Origin of the sequence: Lysinibacillus canaveralius, assembly GCF_047301505.1 — a bacterium.
GTDB lineage: Bacteria > Bacillota > Bacilli > Bacillales_A > Planococcaceae > Lysinibacillus_B.
The window spans coordinates 3086211-3103324 of sequence record NZ_CP154840.1 but is presented as its reverse complement, the minus strand read 5'-3'; the positions used below and the strand labels follow the sequence as shown (position 1 = coordinate 3103324).

At 43.6% G+C, this 17114-nt stretch carries 15 protein-coding genes; 14 read left to right on the top strand and 1 reads right to left on the bottom strand.

From position 1 onward, the window contains the following. The 6 genes from AA0Y26_RS15720 to AA0Y26_RS15695 all read left to right on the top strand — a co-directional run bounded on the left by AA0Y26_RS15720 (position 1) and on the right by AA0Y26_RS15695 (position 5726). On the top strand, positions 1-414 hold the full coding sequence (locus AA0Y26_RS15720; protein WP_413363023.1) for a DUF350 domain-containing protein: 414 nt from the start codon (positions 1-3) through the stop codon (positions 412-414). Between the two features lie 349 nt (positions 415-763). Beyond that, positions 764-2458, top strand: coding sequence for an AMP-binding protein (locus AA0Y26_RS15715; protein ID WP_413363022.1), 1695 nt, complete (start codon positions 764-766; stop codon positions 2456-2458). A 95-nt stretch (positions 2459-2553) separates the two neighbouring features. Beyond that, the gene (locus AA0Y26_RS15710; RefSeq protein ID WP_413363021.1) at positions 2554-3135 is read left to right on the top strand and encodes a TetR/AcrR family transcriptional regulator; all 582 of its coding nucleotides are present in this window, start codon (positions 2554-2556) and stop codon (positions 3133-3135) included. 15 nt (positions 3136-3150) lie between these two features. After that, the gene (locus AA0Y26_RS15705; protein WP_413363020.1) at positions 3151-3924 is read left to right on the top strand and encodes an enoyl-CoA hydratase; all 774 of its coding nucleotides are present in this window, start codon (positions 3151-3153) and stop codon (positions 3922-3924) included. A gap of 24 nt (positions 3925-3948) precedes the next feature. Then, a complete protein-coding gene (locus AA0Y26_RS15700; RefSeq protein ID WP_413363019.1) occupies positions 3949-4722 on the top strand; it encodes an electron transfer flavoprotein subunit beta/FixA family protein in 774 nt (257 codons plus the stop codon). Positions 4723-4748: 26 nt separating this feature from the next. Next, positions 4749-5726 (top strand): electron transfer flavoprotein subunit alpha/FixB family protein, encoded by a 978-nt coding sequence (locus AA0Y26_RS15695; RefSeq protein ID WP_413363018.1) that lies wholly within the window; start codon positions 4749-4751, stop codon positions 5724-5726. 289 nt (positions 5727-6015) lie between these two features. Here the strand turns inward: AA0Y26_RS15695 and AA0Y26_RS15690 are convergent, their stop codons facing one another. Next, positions 6016-7188: a PucR family transcriptional regulator gene (locus AA0Y26_RS15690; protein ID WP_413363017.1), complete on the bottom strand. Its 1173-nt coding sequence runs from the start codon at positions 7186-7188 to the stop codon at positions 6016-6018. A gap of 161 nt (positions 7189-7349) precedes the next feature. Here AA0Y26_RS15690 and AA0Y26_RS15685 point away from each other — a divergent pair, with 161 nt between their 5' ends. The 8 genes from AA0Y26_RS15685 (at position 7350) to uvrC (ending at position 17081) form a co-directional block, all read left to right on the top strand. Continuing rightward, complete coding sequence (locus AA0Y26_RS15685; protein WP_413363016.1) at positions 7350-8594, top strand: Zn-dependent hydrolase; 1245 nt, start codon at positions 7350-7352, stop codon at positions 8592-8594. 15 nt (positions 8595-8609) lie between these two features. After that, positions 8610-10013 carry a dihydropyrimidinase gene (hydA, locus tag AA0Y26_RS15680; RefSeq protein WP_413363015.1) on the top strand — a complete coding sequence of 468 codons (1404 nt, stop codon included), beginning with the start codon at positions 8610-8612 and terminating at the stop codon, positions 10011-10013. 49 nt (positions 10014-10062) lie between these two features. Further along, on the top strand, positions 10063-11430 hold the full coding sequence (locus AA0Y26_RS15675) for an NAD(P)-dependent oxidoreductase (protein WP_413363014.1): 1368 nt from the start codon (positions 10063-10065) through the stop codon (positions 11428-11430). Between the two features lie 29 nt (positions 11431-11459). Beyond that, positions 11460-12734: an NAD-dependent dihydropyrimidine dehydrogenase subunit PreA gene (gene preA / locus AA0Y26_RS15670; RefSeq protein ID WP_413363013.1), complete on the top strand. Its 1275-nt coding sequence runs from the start codon at positions 11460-11462 to the stop codon at positions 12732-12734. 37 nt (positions 12735-12771) lie between these two features. Continuing rightward, entirely contained in the window at positions 12772-14268 is a 1497-nt protein-coding gene (locus AA0Y26_RS15665; RefSeq protein WP_413363012.1) for an NCS1 family transporter, read from the top strand. Positions 14269-14283: 15 nt separating this feature from the next. After that, positions 14284-14487 (top strand): hypothetical protein, encoded by a 204-nt coding sequence (locus AA0Y26_RS15660; protein ID WP_413363011.1) that lies wholly within the window; start codon positions 14284-14286, stop codon positions 14485-14487. A gap of 352 nt (positions 14488-14839) precedes the next feature. Next, the gene (gene trxA, locus AA0Y26_RS15655; RefSeq protein ID WP_413363010.1) at positions 14840-15154 is read left to right on the top strand and encodes a thioredoxin; all 315 of its coding nucleotides are present in this window, start codon (positions 14840-14842) and stop codon (positions 15152-15154) included. Between the two features lie 136 nt (positions 15155-15290). Continuing rightward, positions 15291-17081 (top strand): excinuclease ABC subunit UvrC, encoded by a 1791-nt coding sequence (gene uvrC, locus AA0Y26_RS15650; protein ID WP_413363009.1) that lies wholly within the window; start codon positions 15291-15293, stop codon positions 17079-17081. The last annotated feature ends 33 nt before the right edge of the window (positions 17082-17114 follow it).

The window sequence follows — 17114 nt, the reverse complement described above, 5'->3', positions numbered from 1 at the left end:
ATGCTGGGTTCATCATTTTGGCAAAACCCTTTAGTAGAAACTGCAGGTTATTTCAGTGTAGTTGTCCTTTGTTTAGTAGTATCGATGGTCATTTTTGAAATCGTTACAAAATACAGAAACTGGGAAGAAATTAAAAAAGGTAATGTTGCCGTTGCACTTGCTACAGGTGGGAAAATATTAGGGGTGTGTAATATATTCCGCTATTCCATTGAACGCCATTCTACTTTAGGAGAAATGATTGGCTGGGGTTTATATGGATTCATGCTATTAATTTTCGCTTATATTTTATTTGAATTTTTAACACCTAAATTTAAGGTAGATGAAGAAATCGAGAATGATAACCGCTCTGTTGGATTTATATCCTTTACCATTTCAGTAGGTCTTTCATTCATTATTGGGGCAAGTATTTTATAGGAGTAAAGAGATGGAGAAATTATCTAAAATACTAATTGTCGTATGCATTATTTTTTTAGCGGTTGGCATATACTATTTGTCCACTGTATAAAATGGAAAGTAGCAGATGTAAAAAATACATTTGCTGCTTTTTTATATTAGAAAAATATATTTATAAAACAATGCAGGCATTTAATAGAAATAATTGGCTGTTAACGTTATTTGAGCCATAACATTAACAAGAAAAAACGTGCATATTCGAGCATAAAACGAAAAATAAAGTAAAAATCAATTGAATCCGCTTTCTTTTTTAATTATAATGTTGAATAATCAGAAAATTAAAAAGTATGAGGCGAAGGGGCGAGGTTCTATGACGGAAAAGGTATGGTTAAAGAAATATCCAGAGCAGATTCCGCATGAAGTTGAAATACCGGAAATACCGGTTTATCAATTTTTGACGGATGCTTACAAAGCAAGTCCAGGTAAAGTAGCAATTCACTTTTTAGGCAAGGATATTACGTATAGGGAAGTATACGAGTCTGCAATTAAATTTGCTAATTATCTGGGGAAGCTGGGTGTGGAAAAAGGTGATCGGGTAGCAATCATGCTGCCGAACTGTCCACAGGCAGTCATAGCTTACTACGGAATTTTGTATGCAGGAGGGATCGTTGTCCAAACGAACCCGCTTTATACAGAGCGCGAGCTGCAGTATCAGATGACTGATTCTGGAGCGAAAGTCATCTTAGGTCTCGACATTTTATACCCTCGTATTACAAAGGTATTGAAGGAAACTCAGATAGAACATGTCATCGTAGCAGCCATCAAGGATTATCTGCCATTCCCGAAAAACCTCGTCTATCCATTTATCCAGAAGAAGCAATATGGATTCACTGTCAAAGTGGAACATAGCGGCATGAATCATCTATTTACAGAAATCATGCGTTCTGCGCCGATCAAAGAGCTTGAAGTCCCATTTGATTTTGAAGAAGATTTGGCATTACTGCAATATACGGGAGGCACTACAGGGTTCCCGAAAGGAGTTATGCTAACGCATAAAAATTTGATTGCCAATACAACGGCATGTAGTCATTGGTTATATAAATGTGTAGACGGCGAGGAAACGATTCTGGGGCTCCTGCCATTCTTCCATGTATATGGAATGACGACTGTGTTGATTTTATCAGTTATGAAAAGAAGCAAGATGGTGCTGCTGCCAAAGTTTGATGTCGAGGATACATTAAAGACGATTGATAAACAAAAGCCGACATTATTCCCTGGAGCACCGACAATGTATATTGGCCTGCTGAACCATCCTGATTTAGGCAAGTATGATTTATCATCAATCAAAGCCTGTATAAGCGGTTCTGCTCCACTGCCGGTTGAAGTACAGGAAAAGTTTGAGGAAATTACAGGCGGTAAGCTGGTAGAAGGTTATGGTCTGACAGAGACTTCCCCTGTCACGCATGCCAATTTCATTTGGGACGATCGCGTAAATGGGTCAATCGGAGTACCATGGCCTAATACTGATGCTGTCATTTTACGCTCAGGCGATAGTGAAATAATGCCGCCAGGAGAAATAGGAGAGATTGCGATCAAAGGTCCACAGGTAATGAAGGGATATTGGAACCGCCCAGAGGATACGGCTATGACATTTGCAGATGGCTGGTTCCTTACCGGGGACCTAGGCTATATGGATGAAAACGGATACTTCTACGTAGTGGACCGCAAGAAAGATATGATCATTGCAGGGGGCTATAATATCTATCCACGAGAAGTCGAGGAAGTATTGTATGAGCATGATGCGATTCAAGAATGTGTAGTAGCAGGGATTCCTGATCCGTACCGTGGAGAGACAGTGAAAGCCTATATCGTTCTGAAGGAAGGACATACGGTAACGGATAAAGAATTAAATACTTATTGCCGTCAAAATCTGGCTTCCTATAAAGTACCTCGATTATATGAGTTCCGTAATGAGCTGCCGAAAACAGCTGTTGGGAAAATTCTGCGCCGTACACTGGTGGATGAAGAAAAAGCAAAAATGGCAGCAGAACAAGAAGCAAAATAGGCAGGCAACTATTGACAAAATCATGAACAACTTATAATATGGAGACATGAATGAATGGTCATTCATGTTTTCATATTTTTTTGGTGGTGAACAACTTGAAACGAAATAAACCCAAATATAAACAGATTATCGATGCAGCAGTAATAGCCATTGCAGAAAATGGCTATCATCAGGCACAAGTATCGAAAATCGCCAAGCAGGCTGGTGTCGCAGACGGAACGATCTATTTGTACTTCAAAAACAAGGAAGATATATTAATTTCTGTTTTTCAAGAAAAAATGGGGGTTTTCGTGGACAATTTACAAGATATAATAAAAAATGAAAGTAGTTCATCTGAAAAGTTAGCTCAGATGATCGAAAATCATTTCCAAGTTTTAGCGAAAGACCGTCATTTAGCGACCGTTACCCAGTTAGAGCTAAGGCAGTCGAACAAAGAAATTCGTCTGAAGATTAATGCTATTCTAAAAGAGTACCTTATGCTTTTGGATCAAATTTTGATCGATGGGATGCTTTCCGGCGAGTTCAATACTACGATGGATGTTCGTCTTGCCCGGCAAATGGTATTTGGTACTGTGGATGAAATAACGACAACATGGGTGATGAACGAATATCGTTATGATCTTGTAGCGTTGACGCCGAAAGTGACACAGCTAGTGCTAAATGGGTTAAAAGCTTAAAAGGGGTGTGGGAGAATGGAGTTTCTAAGTTGGAAAGTAGAAGATAGTGTAGCGGTTGTATCGATTAATCGACCACCGGCAAATGCATTATCGCAAGTTTTAATCAAAGAAGTAGACGAGCTGTTAGATGCAGTAGAACATGATGAAGCTGTTCGTGTCATTTTGTTGCATGGCGAAGGCCGCTTCTTCTCCGCTGGTGCTGACATCAAGGAATTTACAGGTATCCAGACAGGTGAAGAATTTTCAAAATTGGCACAAAACGGGCAAGTCGTATTCGAACGTTTAGAGACGTTCCCAAAACCAGTAATTGCCGCAATTCACGGCGCCGCTCTTGGAGGCGGACTGGAACTTGCTATGAGCTGTCATATGCGATTTGTTACTGAAACAGCAAAGCTTGGCTTACCAGAACTCCAGCTAGGGATTATTCCCGGGTTTGCAGGAACACAGCGTCTACCTCGCTATGTAGGGGTAGCAAAGGCGGCAGAGATGATGTTTACAAGTGATCCGATTTCAGGGGTGGAAGCGGTTCAGTGGGGATTAGCGAACCGTGCATATTCAGATGAGGACCTACTACCGAAAACATTAGAATTGGCGAAAAAGATTGCTAAGAAAAGTCCAATCGCATTAAAGGCAGCGATACATACGCTGCAATATTCTAAGCCTGCTTCCTTCTTCGAGGGAGTATCGGCAGAGGCGGAAAGTTTTGGTACGGTATTCGTGTCAGAGGACGCCAAAGAAGGTATTCAAGCATTTATTGAAAAACGCGAGCCGGTATTTAAAGGCAAATAAATCAGCTTTCTGGAGGTTAGTAAAATGAATATTTATGTATTAGTGAAACGTACGTTTGACACAGAGGAAAAAATCGTTGTATCAAATGGCAAAATCCAAGAAGACGGTGCTGAATTCATCATTAATCCATACGATGAGTATGCTATTGAAGAGGCGATTCAAAAACGTGATGCTTTCGGTGGTGAAGTGACGGTTGTAACAATCGGTGGCGAAGACGCAGAAAAGCAATTACGTACAGCGCTTGCGATGGGTGCCGACAAAGCAGTATTAATTAATACGGAAGACGATTTAGATGAGCAGGATCAATATACGACAGCTTATATTCTAGCTGAGTATTTAAAAGATAAAGAGGCTGACTTGATTTTAGCTGGTAACGTAGCAATCGACGGAGGCTCAGGCCAGGTTGCACCACGTGTAGCTGAATTATTAGGCATCAATTATGTAACAACAATTACGAGTCTTGAAATCGATGGTCAAACGGTAAAAATCGTACGTGACATCGAAGGGGATTCAGAAGTGCTGGAAACTTCTTTACCATTATTAGTAACGGCACAGCAAGGTTTGAACGAACCGCGCTATCCTTCTTTACCAGGAATTATGAAGGCGAAGAAAAAGCCGTTAGAAGAGCTTGAGCTTGATGATTTAGATATCGACGAGGACGATGTAGAAGTGAAGGTAGAAACAGTTGAAATCTATCTCCCACCTCAAAAAGCAGCTGGTCGTATTTTAGAAGGAGACTTACAGGATCAAGTGAAAGAACTTGTAAATCTACTTCACACAGAAGCAAAGGTAGTCTAATAAAGACGGTAACGGAGGGGTAACTTATGACAAAGAAAGTATTAGTTTTAGCTGAAACTCGTGAAGGCAGCCTACGTAATGTATCATTCGAGGCGATTGCTGCTGGTAAAAAAATCGCTGATGGCGGTGAAGTAGTTGGGGTATTAATCGGTGAGGGTGTTGCAGGAGTAGCAAACGAGCTGATTGCATATGGAGCAGACCGCGTTGTAACAGTGGAACATCCACATTTAAAAACATATACTTCTGATGGTTTCTCACAAGCATTTATGGCAGTGGTAGATCAAGAAGGTCCAGAAGCAATCGTATTTGGCCATACATCTCTTGGAAAAGATTTGTCTCCAAAAATTGCTTCGAAGCTGCAATCTGGTCTTATCTCTGATGTAACAGAAATTGAAGGCTCGGGTGATGAGGCTTTATTCATCCGTCCTATCTATTCAGGTAAAGCATTTGAAAAAGTGAAAGTGAAAGATGGCGTTGTATTTGTGACAATTCGTCCAAATAACATTGCTCCGCTTGAAAAAGACGGCGGCCGCTCTGGTGATGTTGCTGCAGTTTCAGTAGACATTACAAACCTGCGTACAATTATTAAAGAGGTTGTACGTAAATCTACAGAAGGTGTAGATTTATCCGAAGCGAAAGTAGTCGTAGCTGGTGGACGCGGCGTAAAATCTGAAGAAGGCTTTGAGCCATTAAAAGAGCTTGCTAATTTACTAGGCGGTGCGGTTGGAGCATCTCGAGGTGCCTGTGACGCTGAATACTGTGACTACTCGCTGCAAATCGGTCAAACAGGTAAAGTTGTAACACCTGATTTATACATTGCTGCAGGGATTTCAGGAGCAATCCAGCACTTGGCTGGTATGTCAAACTCTAAAGTTATCGTTGCAATCAATAAAGACCCAGAAGCGAACATCTTTAAAGTGGCGGACTACGGTATTGTTGGAGACTTATTCGAAGTTGTTCCAATGTTAATCGAAGAATTCAAAGCATTAAAAGTTAATGCATAATAAATAAATTCTTTCTGAAAAACTAGTTTTTCAGAAAGAGCAGGGTATGAATCTGATAGGATGTCAGATTCATGCCTTTTTTGTCATACAACGAAACGAAATCCCCTTCAACTTGCTGGATTTTCAAGCAGAAGGGGATTTTTGGGCTGCTCAAATATCATTATAGAGGTAGCAGTATTAGCTGTATTGTGATGATGAGAAGAAAACTCATCAAAAGTTATGCCTTCTTCTTGTATATACAGGCAAAGCTTCTTTACGTAATAATCCACCGTAGGAAATAAGTAAGTTGTCATACGCCGTGTTTCAGCATGTCTTCTATCAAAAAAGCAAGGTAGAGGTTAGTTTTTGTAAATGTATTGCTGAGATCCATATCGAGCAGCATCTCAAGTTTATTGACCTTATATAGGACGGTATTTCTATGGATAAAGGCACGCTGGCTAATTTTTATAGTGCTGCCGTTCTCCTCGAGAAATATACGTAGAAATGAAACGAAATCGGTACCTTGCAATTCATCATATCGATAGAGTCTGCCAAGCATATTTTGACGAAATTGCTCGATTACTCTTTGATTGTCGACATTCATGATGATTTGATAGGCGCCCATGTCTTTATACTTGTATAAGTAGCGATTATTGTGGAGCTGGGCAAGCCGGATAACAGTGAGAGCTTCCTCATAGCTTTTATGGATTTCCCCTGGAACGGAATAAAACCCACCCATCCCGATGGAAAGCCCGAGTTCCCCATATTTTTCTTCAACCTTTTGATAAATTCCTTCTACAGTAGTAGAGAATGGTATGGTAGCGGTTTTAACTCTAGTACGGTCAATCAGATAGATTAGCTGATTGCGGTATTGAAAATGGATGAACTGTTCATAGCGCTGCTGGAAAGCTAATAGAATCATAGCATTGTAGCGTTGAATACTGATGGAGTCGTCCCTAGCAGCGCAGACGATAATGCCATATTCCGTATTCTTTGGGAAGCCGAGCTGTTCTAATGTTTCTGCCAGGTGGGATTCATGCTGCTGATAGTTGAAAAGGAGTTGATGCATGACCTGCTCTTCGCTAGAACGTTCCTGCTGGTTGGCAGTGATGAACTGGAAGGTTGTTTTTAAGAGGTCTGTAACGCGATGCTTCCAATCCATTTGGAACAGTGGATACTCATGTTCGTTTGCAAAATGGATGAGACTGCTGGGTATATCCGAGATATAGGGCCCTGTATTGATGATGAAGCCGGCCGTGCGTTTTTCATAGGCCACTTTTACAAGCTGCTCGAGGAAGTCTTTGTCGTTTGCAATGTAGACGCCTGTCGTAACAATGAGTTCATTCGGCCGGCAAAATATAGTAAGCTCTTCTTTCTCAAGTATATTGATGCCGCTAATCTTGCGATAGAAGCCATTTTCGCCCGCTATCAACCTTAGTTGGGGAAAAAGTGAGGACTGTATCATATGTGAAATCGTAGACATAGACTCATCTCCCTTCTTTTATGTAATAAAATATACCATTATGCTTGGACGAATGCACAAAAAATTTTGATTATTCGAACATTTACATAGAAAATCCCAATATTTATAATCGTTTTAAGTAATTTACTACAAGACAATACATGAGAAGGGGAGTGCAAAGGATGTATAAATGCAATCAGATTCGCCTGCAGCAAACAATCGAATACTTCAGTCGATTTGGAGCCACGGAAAATGGCGGTGTAACAAGACTTTCCCTATCTGAGGAGGATTTAGCCGCAAGACAATATTTTAGGGAATGCTGTGAAGCGCTGGGAATGGAAGTGAAGGTGGATGACATGGCGAATATGTATGCTGTGCTTTCCGGTAAGTACGACTTGCCCCCCATTGTCATGGGCTCCCATTTAGATTCCGTCGTGAAAGGCGGACGATTTGATGGCGTCCTTGGCGTTCTCACTGCATTGGAGGCGGTAAGAACGATTGTTGATAACGATATTGAATTGGAAGCACCATTGATGATTGTAAACTTTACAAATGAAGAAGGCGCCCGGTTTGAGCCTGCCATGATGAGTTCAGGGGTCATCACTGGAAAGTTTGAAAAAGAAACAATGCTGAGGTCCGTTGATAGGGAAGGCGTAACATTCGCTGAGGCGCTTTCAAAAAGCGGCTATGAAGGGAAAGCAGAAAATCGTTTGAAGGAGGCGTATGCTTATCTCGAGCTGCATATTGAACAGGGACCTGTCCTTGAAGAAGAAGGGATCGAAATTGGCGTAGTAGAGGGCGTGATGGGGATGGTCTGCTATGAAATCTGCATCAAAGGGGAATCCAACCATGCCGGGACGACGCCTATGAAAATGCGCAAGGACCCGATGCTCCTCGCTGCCAAGCTGATCAGTTATTTAGACAAGGAGCTTGGTGATGTGGATGAAACGCTCGTCTATACATTTGGACGGATGCATACAATGCCAAACATCCCTACTGTTATCCCGAACGAAGTAATTTTTACGATCGATTCGCGCCATAAGGACCCAAACATAATGGAGCAGGTGGAGAGTATTCTGCTTAGTCTTCCAAAAGAAGACAGCGGATGCACGGTACATGCAAACAAGTTGTGGGGGCGTGATACGGTACATTTCACACCGGCCATTTGTGATGAAGTAGAGGTAGCCTGTCAGCGGTTCGGATATTCTTCCCGCCGGATTTACAGCGGGGCAGGACATGATGCGCAGTTCATTGCAGCTATTGTGCCATCTGTAATGATTTTTGTGCCAAGCGCAGGAGGCAAGAGCCATTGTGAGGAAGAAAAAACAAGCTATGAAGAATGTGCACGAGGAGCAGATGTGCTGCTAGAATCTATCCTCATGCTGCAGGCAAAGCAAAGTTTACATCAACCGATAACTACTAAATAGAAGGGTGAGAGGTTCATGAAAAAGGTCATTAAGGGCGGCAAGATTGCGACAGCAACGGATGTTTACGAAGCAGACATACTGATCGAGGATGGAGTCATTACGAAAATCGGCAAAAATTTGGAGGAAGAGGCAGAAATCATCGATGCAGCAGGCAAATATGTAATGCCGGGCGGAATCGATCCTCATACCCACTTGGATATGCCATTTAACAACACGGTGACGGATGATGACTGGGAGACGGGGACGATTGCAGCAGCATTTGGCGGGACGACGACGATTCTTGACTTCTGTCTGTCCGCTGGTGAAAGCAAGCTGTCCGATGCGGTGGAAAAATGGCATGCAAAGGCAAAAGATAAGGCGGTTATTGACTATGGCTTCCATTTAATGATCACAGACTTCACGCCAGAGACGGAAAAAGAGCTGCCGGTCATCTTGGAGAAGGAAGGCATTACATCTATGAAAGTGTTCATGGCATATGCTAGAGAATTCCAATCATCCGATCGTACCCTCTTCAAGGCATTCAAAATCGGAAAGGCTACAGACACCGTTGTCATGGTGCATTGTGAAAATGGTTCAGTCATCGATGAATTGGTGGAGGAGGCATTAGCAAACGGTAATACTGCGCCAATCTATCATGCACGGACTCGTCCATCTGTCCTAGAAGGGGAAGCGACAAAAAGAGCGATCGAGCTTGCGAATCTTGCAGGGGCGAAGTTATATGTCGTGCATGTGACATGTAAGGAGGCCGTTGACGAAATCATCAAGGCTCGCGAGAAGGGCTATGATGTGCTAGGCGAGACATGTCCGCCATACTTAACGCTGGATGAATCGATGCTTGCGCAACCTGGGTTTGAAGGAGCGAAATATGTGTGGTCCCCGCCGTTACGACCGGTTGAACATCAAGAGGTGCTATGGAGTGCACTTAAGGCAAAGCAGCTGCAGACAATCGGCTCAGACCAATGCTCGTTTAGCTTCAATGGCAAAAAACAGCTTGGGCTAAATGACTTCTCGAAAATTCCAAATGGCGGGCCATTCATCGAAGACCGCTTTGGCATTCTCTATTCAGAAGGAGTGGCGAAGGGGCGAATTACAATTAACGAATTTGTCGACATGATTTCTACAAGTGCTGCCAAGACATTTGGCCTGTTCCCGAAAAAAGGGACGATTGCGATCGGTTCAGATGCTGACATTGTGCTGTTTGACCCGGAAGTGAAGCGGGTTATTTCCGCGGAAACACATCATATGAATGTAGACTACAACCCATATGAGGGATGGGAAGTAGCAGGAGAGGTACAGACAGTGCTTGTGCGTGGAGAATATGTGGTTAAGGATAAGACGTTTGTTGGAGCACTCGGCAGCGGCCAATATCTAAAGCGCAAGCCTTCTTCACAGCTTGCAGTAGAACCGGCACTTAACTAGAAAGCGAGAAAGGGAGAAAGCAAAAACTGGAGAAAGGGAGGAAGAAAGGATGGGTATGATTCATGGCGGAATGATTGCAGAAAAATTGAAGGCTAACTTTATGGAGATGGAGCCCGCACTGACGAACTATGAGGCGATGGAAGAGGCAAATCGCTGTCTGTATTGCTACGATGCGGCCTGTATAAAAGCCTGCCCTACAAGTATCGATATTCCGAAGTTCATTAAGAAGATTGCCTCTGGGAATATGAAAGGCTCTGCCCGTACTATTCTTGAGGCTAATCCGCTGGGAGCAAGCTGTGCACGTGTGTGCCCTACGGAGGAGCTATGCGAGGGTGCGTGTGTACTAAACGACCAATCCAAGCCAATCGATATTGGCCGCCTGCAGCGCTATGCGACAGATTGGGCAATGGCATCGAGTGTACCTTTATTTAAAAAAGGATTGCCGCAGCAGAAGCGAATTGCCATCGTTGGATCTGGTCCGGCTGGTCTAGCAGCTGCACGTGAACTCGCCTGCTTTGGCTACGAAGTAACGATTTACGAAGCGCAGGAAAAGGCAGGAGGACTTGGGCGTTATGGGATCGTTGCCTTTCGTCTACCGAATGAGGTAGCAGAGTGGGAAGTAGAGCAAATAGAAAAGCTGGGCGTCGACATTCGTACAGGTATAACAGTGGGCAAGGATATTGCGGCCGGAGACTTGTTGAATGATTACGATGCTGTCGTACTGGCAGTCGGAATGGGGGAAGTACCTAATCTGCGGGTGGAAGGTGAAGAACTTGAAGGGGTCCATGATGCCATAGAGTTTGTCAAACGAACGAAGCTCGGTCATATTGATTCTTCTCTTGTAGGGAAAAAAGCTGTGGTCATTGGAGCTGGGAATACAGCGATCGATGGCGCTACAACAGCAGTCCGACTGGGCGCTTCCAATGTGAAAATTCTTTACCGGCGTACGGAGGCGGAAATGACCGCCTACGAATTCGAATATGAATTTGCTAAGCAGGAAGGGGTGCAATTTGAGTGGCTGACAGCTCCAGTAAAAATTCTTGGAGATGAAGCTGGGAAGGTTGTCGGCATAGAATGTATAAAAATGGAGCTGGGTGAACCAGATATAGACGGACGCCAAAAACCAGTACCAATAGCCGGATCAGAGCATGTGATAAAGGTTGATGCAGTCATTAAGGCGATTGGTCAGTCCCGTTATACAGAACTTATTGAGTCATTTGAGCTGGATCATCAGTGGGGTGTTGTAACTGTAAACGAAGAAACGATGCAGACATCGAATCCAAAAGTGTTTGCATGTGGAGACGTTATCTTCGGTAATGGGCAAGGTGAAGCGATGGTTGTAACAGCTGTACAGCAAGGAAAAGATGCCGCTTACAGCATTCATGAAACTTTTCAAGCTGCATCACAAAGTGCATAAGGTGTAATTAGGTGAAGGGGGGACAACATATGGCAGACTTACGTGTTAAATTAGCAGGAATTGAATCACCGAATCCTTTTTGGCTGGCCTCAGCGCCACCGACAAATACAGGCTACCAGGTGCAGCGTGCCTTTGAGGCAGGCTGGGGAGGCGCTGTATGGAAGACATTGGGCGATCCGATATTGAATGTTTCATCGCGCTTTGCAGCCGTAAACTTTAATGGTCAACGGGTAGCTGGATTCAATAATATTGAGCTTATTACCGACCGTCCGCTAGAAATAAATTTAAAGGAAATCTATGAGACGAAAAAGCGTTTCCCGAACCATACAATCATTGCCTCCTTGATGGTTGAGCCGAAACAAGAAAAATGGCATGAAATTGTCAAGCGTGTAGAGGATGTAGGGGTAGACGGGCTTGAGCTTAACTTTGGTTGCCCCCATGGGATGGCGGAAAGAGGCATGGGTGCTGCATCCGGACAGGTGCCTGAGCTTGTAGAGAAGCAGACATTTTGGGTAAAAGAGGTCGCCAAAACACCAGTCATCGTCAAGCTTACGCCTAATATTACAGATATCACTGTGACGGCAGAAGCCGCTGTGGCTGGTGGAGCGGATGCAATCAGTATGATCAATACGATCAATAGTCTAGCCGGGGTCGATCTAGATTCCTGGAATACAGTGCCAAATGTTGCGGGCAAGGGGGCGCATGGGGGCTATTGCGGCCCGGCTGTTAAGCCAATTGCGTTGAACATGGTGGCTGAGTGTGCACGGAGTCCTCATATTAATGTACCAATTTCCGGTATTGGAGGCATCTCCAACTGGCGTGATGCAGCCGAGTTCATGCTGATGGGCTCTAGCTGTGTGCAGATCTGTACAGCGGCTATGCACCACGGCTTCGGCATTGTAGAAGATATGATCGATGGTCTCAGCAATTACCTTGATGAAAAGGGGCTTGCCTCGGCGATGGATTTGGTCGGCCGCTCTGTACAGCGCTATTCCGACTGGGGAGACCTAGATCTGAACTATAAAGTTGTAGCTCAGATTAATAATGATGTATGTATTAACTGCAATAAATGCCATATCGCATGTGAGGATACGTCGCATCAATGTATCGATTTGTATACAGAAAGCGGCCGTCCTATGCTGAAAGTTCGGGAGGATGACTGTGTCGGCTGCAATCTTTGCTCGATCGTCTGTCCGGTAGACGGCGCCATCACGATGGTAGAGAAGAAAGGGCTGTCGCCGATGACTTGGAATGAACGGCAGGCATTAATGGGGCAGTACGCTCCAACGACCATCTTGAAATAGGGCACTATACAATTAAAGTGGAAGGGGAATCGTTTGTATGGAAAATAAGAAATCTTACTTGAAATCCCCTGATTTACTGCCTGTAACGCATGAACAGCGTAAAATTAGTGCGTTCGGTTTTTCTGTCATCTGGGTAGGCATGGCGATTGTACTGGCAGCATTTGCTATCGGTGGTGCAGGTATTATCAGCCTACCGCTGCCTTATGTCATCCTTGCAACGCTCGTAGGCTCCATGGCCATTGGAATCTTCATGACATTGATCGGGGATATTGGGGTAGAGCACGGGATATCCTTCCCGGTCTATATGCGTGCCCCGTTTGGAACATTAGGTACACACATTCCCTCAATCATGCGAGGATTCACGGCAGCATGCTGGTTCGGTATCAATTCGTATTTTGGTTCCACAGCCATTAACGGCATCTTAAACTTACTTTTTGGCTTCGACAATTGGATTGTGTGCTTCATTATTTTCGTCACACTGCAGCTGGTCAATACATCTCTAGGCATTAAATCAATAGAGCGCTTCGCCGATTTGGCGGCCCCGGTCATCATCTTAATTTCATGCTGGATGTATATTACATTGGCGGACAACGCTACATCACAAGGGAAGGATATTTGGAGCTGGGTCGAATCACCGGCTACAGGGGTGGCAGGATTCACAGCCTTCATGGTAGTGGTCATGGCCAATATGGGCTTTTGGGCAACGCTTGCCGCTGACATGCCATCGCTCTCCCGCTTTTTCAAAGCACCGAAGAACGAGCGTAACTGGTTCAAGCGGAACAAGACACAGCTTATGGGGTCGCTTGTAGTCATGCCGATTACGAATACCTTTATGGTTGTCATCGGGGCTGTCTGCTATATGGCTGTATCTACAGCTGATCCGATACAGGCGCTGCAAGCGAGTGCAAACGGTATTATCCTAGGCATCCTTTTATTGATGATCGTGCTGGCGCAATGGTCCACTAATACTTCTGCAAACGTCATTCCAGCAGCAACTATCTTTTCCAATGTAGGCGGTCCGAAAGTGCCCTTTTGGGTAGGGGTCGTTATTACAGGTATTGTCGGTTCAATCGTACAGCCTTGGAGCTTGTTTGATGTTCTCAATAGTCTCCTCTTGATTATCGGCGGTATACTAACGGCGATTGTCGGTATATTATTTGCGGACTATTATTTACTGCGGAAACGCCGAGTCAACGTTTTCGCGCTGTATGAACTCGAAGGGCAGTTCAAATATATAAAAGGCTTCAATCTGGCTGGACTGATTGCCTGGGTTATCGGCGGATCGATTGCTAATATCTTCCCGACCTATTCGTCATTGATCGGTTTCTTTGTAGGGGCAGGCGTTTATTATGTCCTGGCAAAATACTGGTGGTTCGTTAAGTATCCGCAGGCAGAAATTATAAATCCAAGTGACGAATTATATTTGGGCATTACAGCAGGCAAAGACTGGTACATCGGCGACACTCCATACGTAGAGGCAGAAACGGACTTAGTGACGGAACCGATAGAGCAGCCAGTCATTCAAAAATCATAGGGAGGAGGCAATTACATGTCAGCGTATGAAGAAGCTGTCTTAGAAATGAAGAATATTGATTCATTATTGGACCAGGGATATAACATCGTATATGTCCATGAAAATCTGAGCGGCATGTTCGTCGAATTGAAAAAGGAGGAGGAAAGAAAAAGTGTGCAGCTGCTGACAGCGGATGCACGCAAGTATCTCTCCATAAAGTTGAGCGAAAAAGCAGGCTGACGATAACTAGACGGATTAATGACTATACTAGAAACTTATAGATGCATGAAGGAGCGGTTCGATGATCAATCGGACGGCTTCTTTTTGTTAGAGTATATTACCCTATAGAACATAGTAAAAGCAGTGGGTATTCACCCTGCATGAAGATAAGTAGGAGAACATATTTCTAAAAAGAGTAGAAGTTTTAAAAGGGAGAGATACGGGGAAGTTTACACTATACAGGGAGAGCGTTCATCACTCCTGATCTGCCAGGCATTTTGCAAAAAAGCCCAAACACAGGCAGAATGATTCCAATTTCTAAAATGAACATGCTATACTACAAAAAGATGTAATATAAAGGAGGCTATTTATAATGGCAATTGTACAAGGTACAGATTCAAATTTCCAACAAGAAATCGCAAACGGCGTAGTATTAGTAGACTTCTGGGCTGCTTGGTGCGGACCATGTAAAATGATCGCTCCAGTACTTGAAGAGTTAGATACTGAAATCGGCAACGAAGTAAAAATCGTAAAAGTAGATGTTGATAACAACCAAGGTACTGCTGGCGAATACGGCATTATGTCGATTCCATCTTTACTTTTATTCGTAGATGGCGAATTAAAAGCAAAAACTGCAGGCTTCATGCCAAAAGAAGCGTTAGTCGATTTTATTAACGACAACAAATAATTTTTTACCCGATAAGGTGTAAACAGCTATGCTTGTTTACACCTTTTTATATTAGTGGAAAAGCCGAGTGCAAACACGTGCTCGGTTATTTTAATTGCCTTATAATAGATCTATATTAAAAAACGCAGGTGATCAGATGAATGATACGATTAAAAATAAATTAGCGATCCTGCCGGATGAGCCAGGCTGTTATTTGATGAAGGACCGTCAAGGCACAATCATTTATGTCGGTAAGGCAAAAGTTCTGAAAAACCGTGTGCGATCTTACTTTACAGGAAGCCATAACGGAAAAACAGCAAGACTTGTCAGTGAAATTGAGGATTTTGAATATATTATTACATCCAGTGATTTAGAAGCGCTTATTTTGGAGCTGAATCTTATTAAGCTCCATGACCCGAAATATAATGTCCTGTTAACGGACGATAAAACGTACCCATATATTAAAATAACGAATGAAAAGTATCCTCGTATTATTACGACACGTAAAATCAAAAAGGATAAGGCTCGTTATTTTGGACCTTATCCCAATGCGTTTGCTGCGAACGAAACGAGAAAAATGCTCGACCGCATTTATCCGCTTCGGAAATGTACGCATCTGCCGAATCAAGTATGTCTGTATTACCATATGGGACAATGTCTGGCACCTTGTGTGAAGGATGTCGAGAAGCAGGTCTATGATGATATGCTTGAGGAAATTGCTAAGTTTTTAAGCGGTGGTTATGAAGATGTGAAGAAGGATCTTGAGGCTAAAATGCTGGAAGCTGCCGAAAAGCTGGAGTTCGAGCGTGCAAAAGAGCTGCGTGATCAAATTGCCCATATCGAGACGGTTATGCAAAAGCAAAAAATCGTGACAGGTGATTTATCAAACCGTGATGTATTTGGCTATGCGGTAGAAAAAGGATGGATGTGTGTCCAGGTATTCTTTGTGCGTCAAGGTAAACTAATCGAACGTGATGTTTCCATCTTTCCGATTTACCGAGATCCGGAAGAAGAGTTTCTAACTTATGTGGGCCGTTTTTATGCTTCTCCTCAACACCTGAAGCCAAAGGAAATTTTCATCCCGAATAACATTGATGAAACATTGCTTGAAAAGTTACTCGATGTAAAAGTGGTGATTCCAAAACGCGGACAGAAGAGGGAGCTTGTAGAGATGGCCACAAAAAATGCCCAGATTGCTATTCATGAAAAGTTCCAGCTGATTGAGCGGCAGGAGGAACGGACAATCGGGGCATGCGAGGCACTCGGCGATGCATTGAATATTTCAACACCGTTTAGAATCGAAGCCTTTGATAATAGCCATATGCACGGAGCTGATCCAGTTTCGGCAATGGTTGTGTTTATCGATGGAAAGCCGGCGAAAAAGGAATACAGGAAATATAAAACCCGTGAAGCAGCCAAGCATGACGATTACGGAGCAATGGAGGAGGTTATCCGGAGACGTTACACAAGGGTGCTAAAGGACAATCTGCCTCTTCCTGATCTCATTATTATTGATGGAGGGAAAGGGCAGATGGAAGTGGCGAGAAGTGTACTGCAAAATGAGCTGGGGCTAGTGATTCCGATTGCAGGCCTGGCAAAGGATGAAAAGCACAACACGTCACAGCTGTTATTTGGTGAACCACCGATGCCGGTGGAAATGAAACGTACAAGTGATGGATTTTACCTCCTGCAGCGAATTCAGGATGAGGTCCACCGGTTCGCGATTACATTTTTACGTCAACAGCATCAAACAAATGCAATCCAGTCAGTGCTTGATCAAATAGAAGGGGTGGGACCGAAACGGAAGCAGCAATTATTAAAGCATTTCGGATCCGTGAAAAAGATACGCGAGGCAAGTGTTGACCAGCTCCTAGAGGCAGGTATCCCCCAGAAACAGGCATACAATATTCATCAATACTTTCAAAAAAATGGATTGAAAAACGAATAGGTGTGTGCTACGCTTACAACAGAATTTTATAGC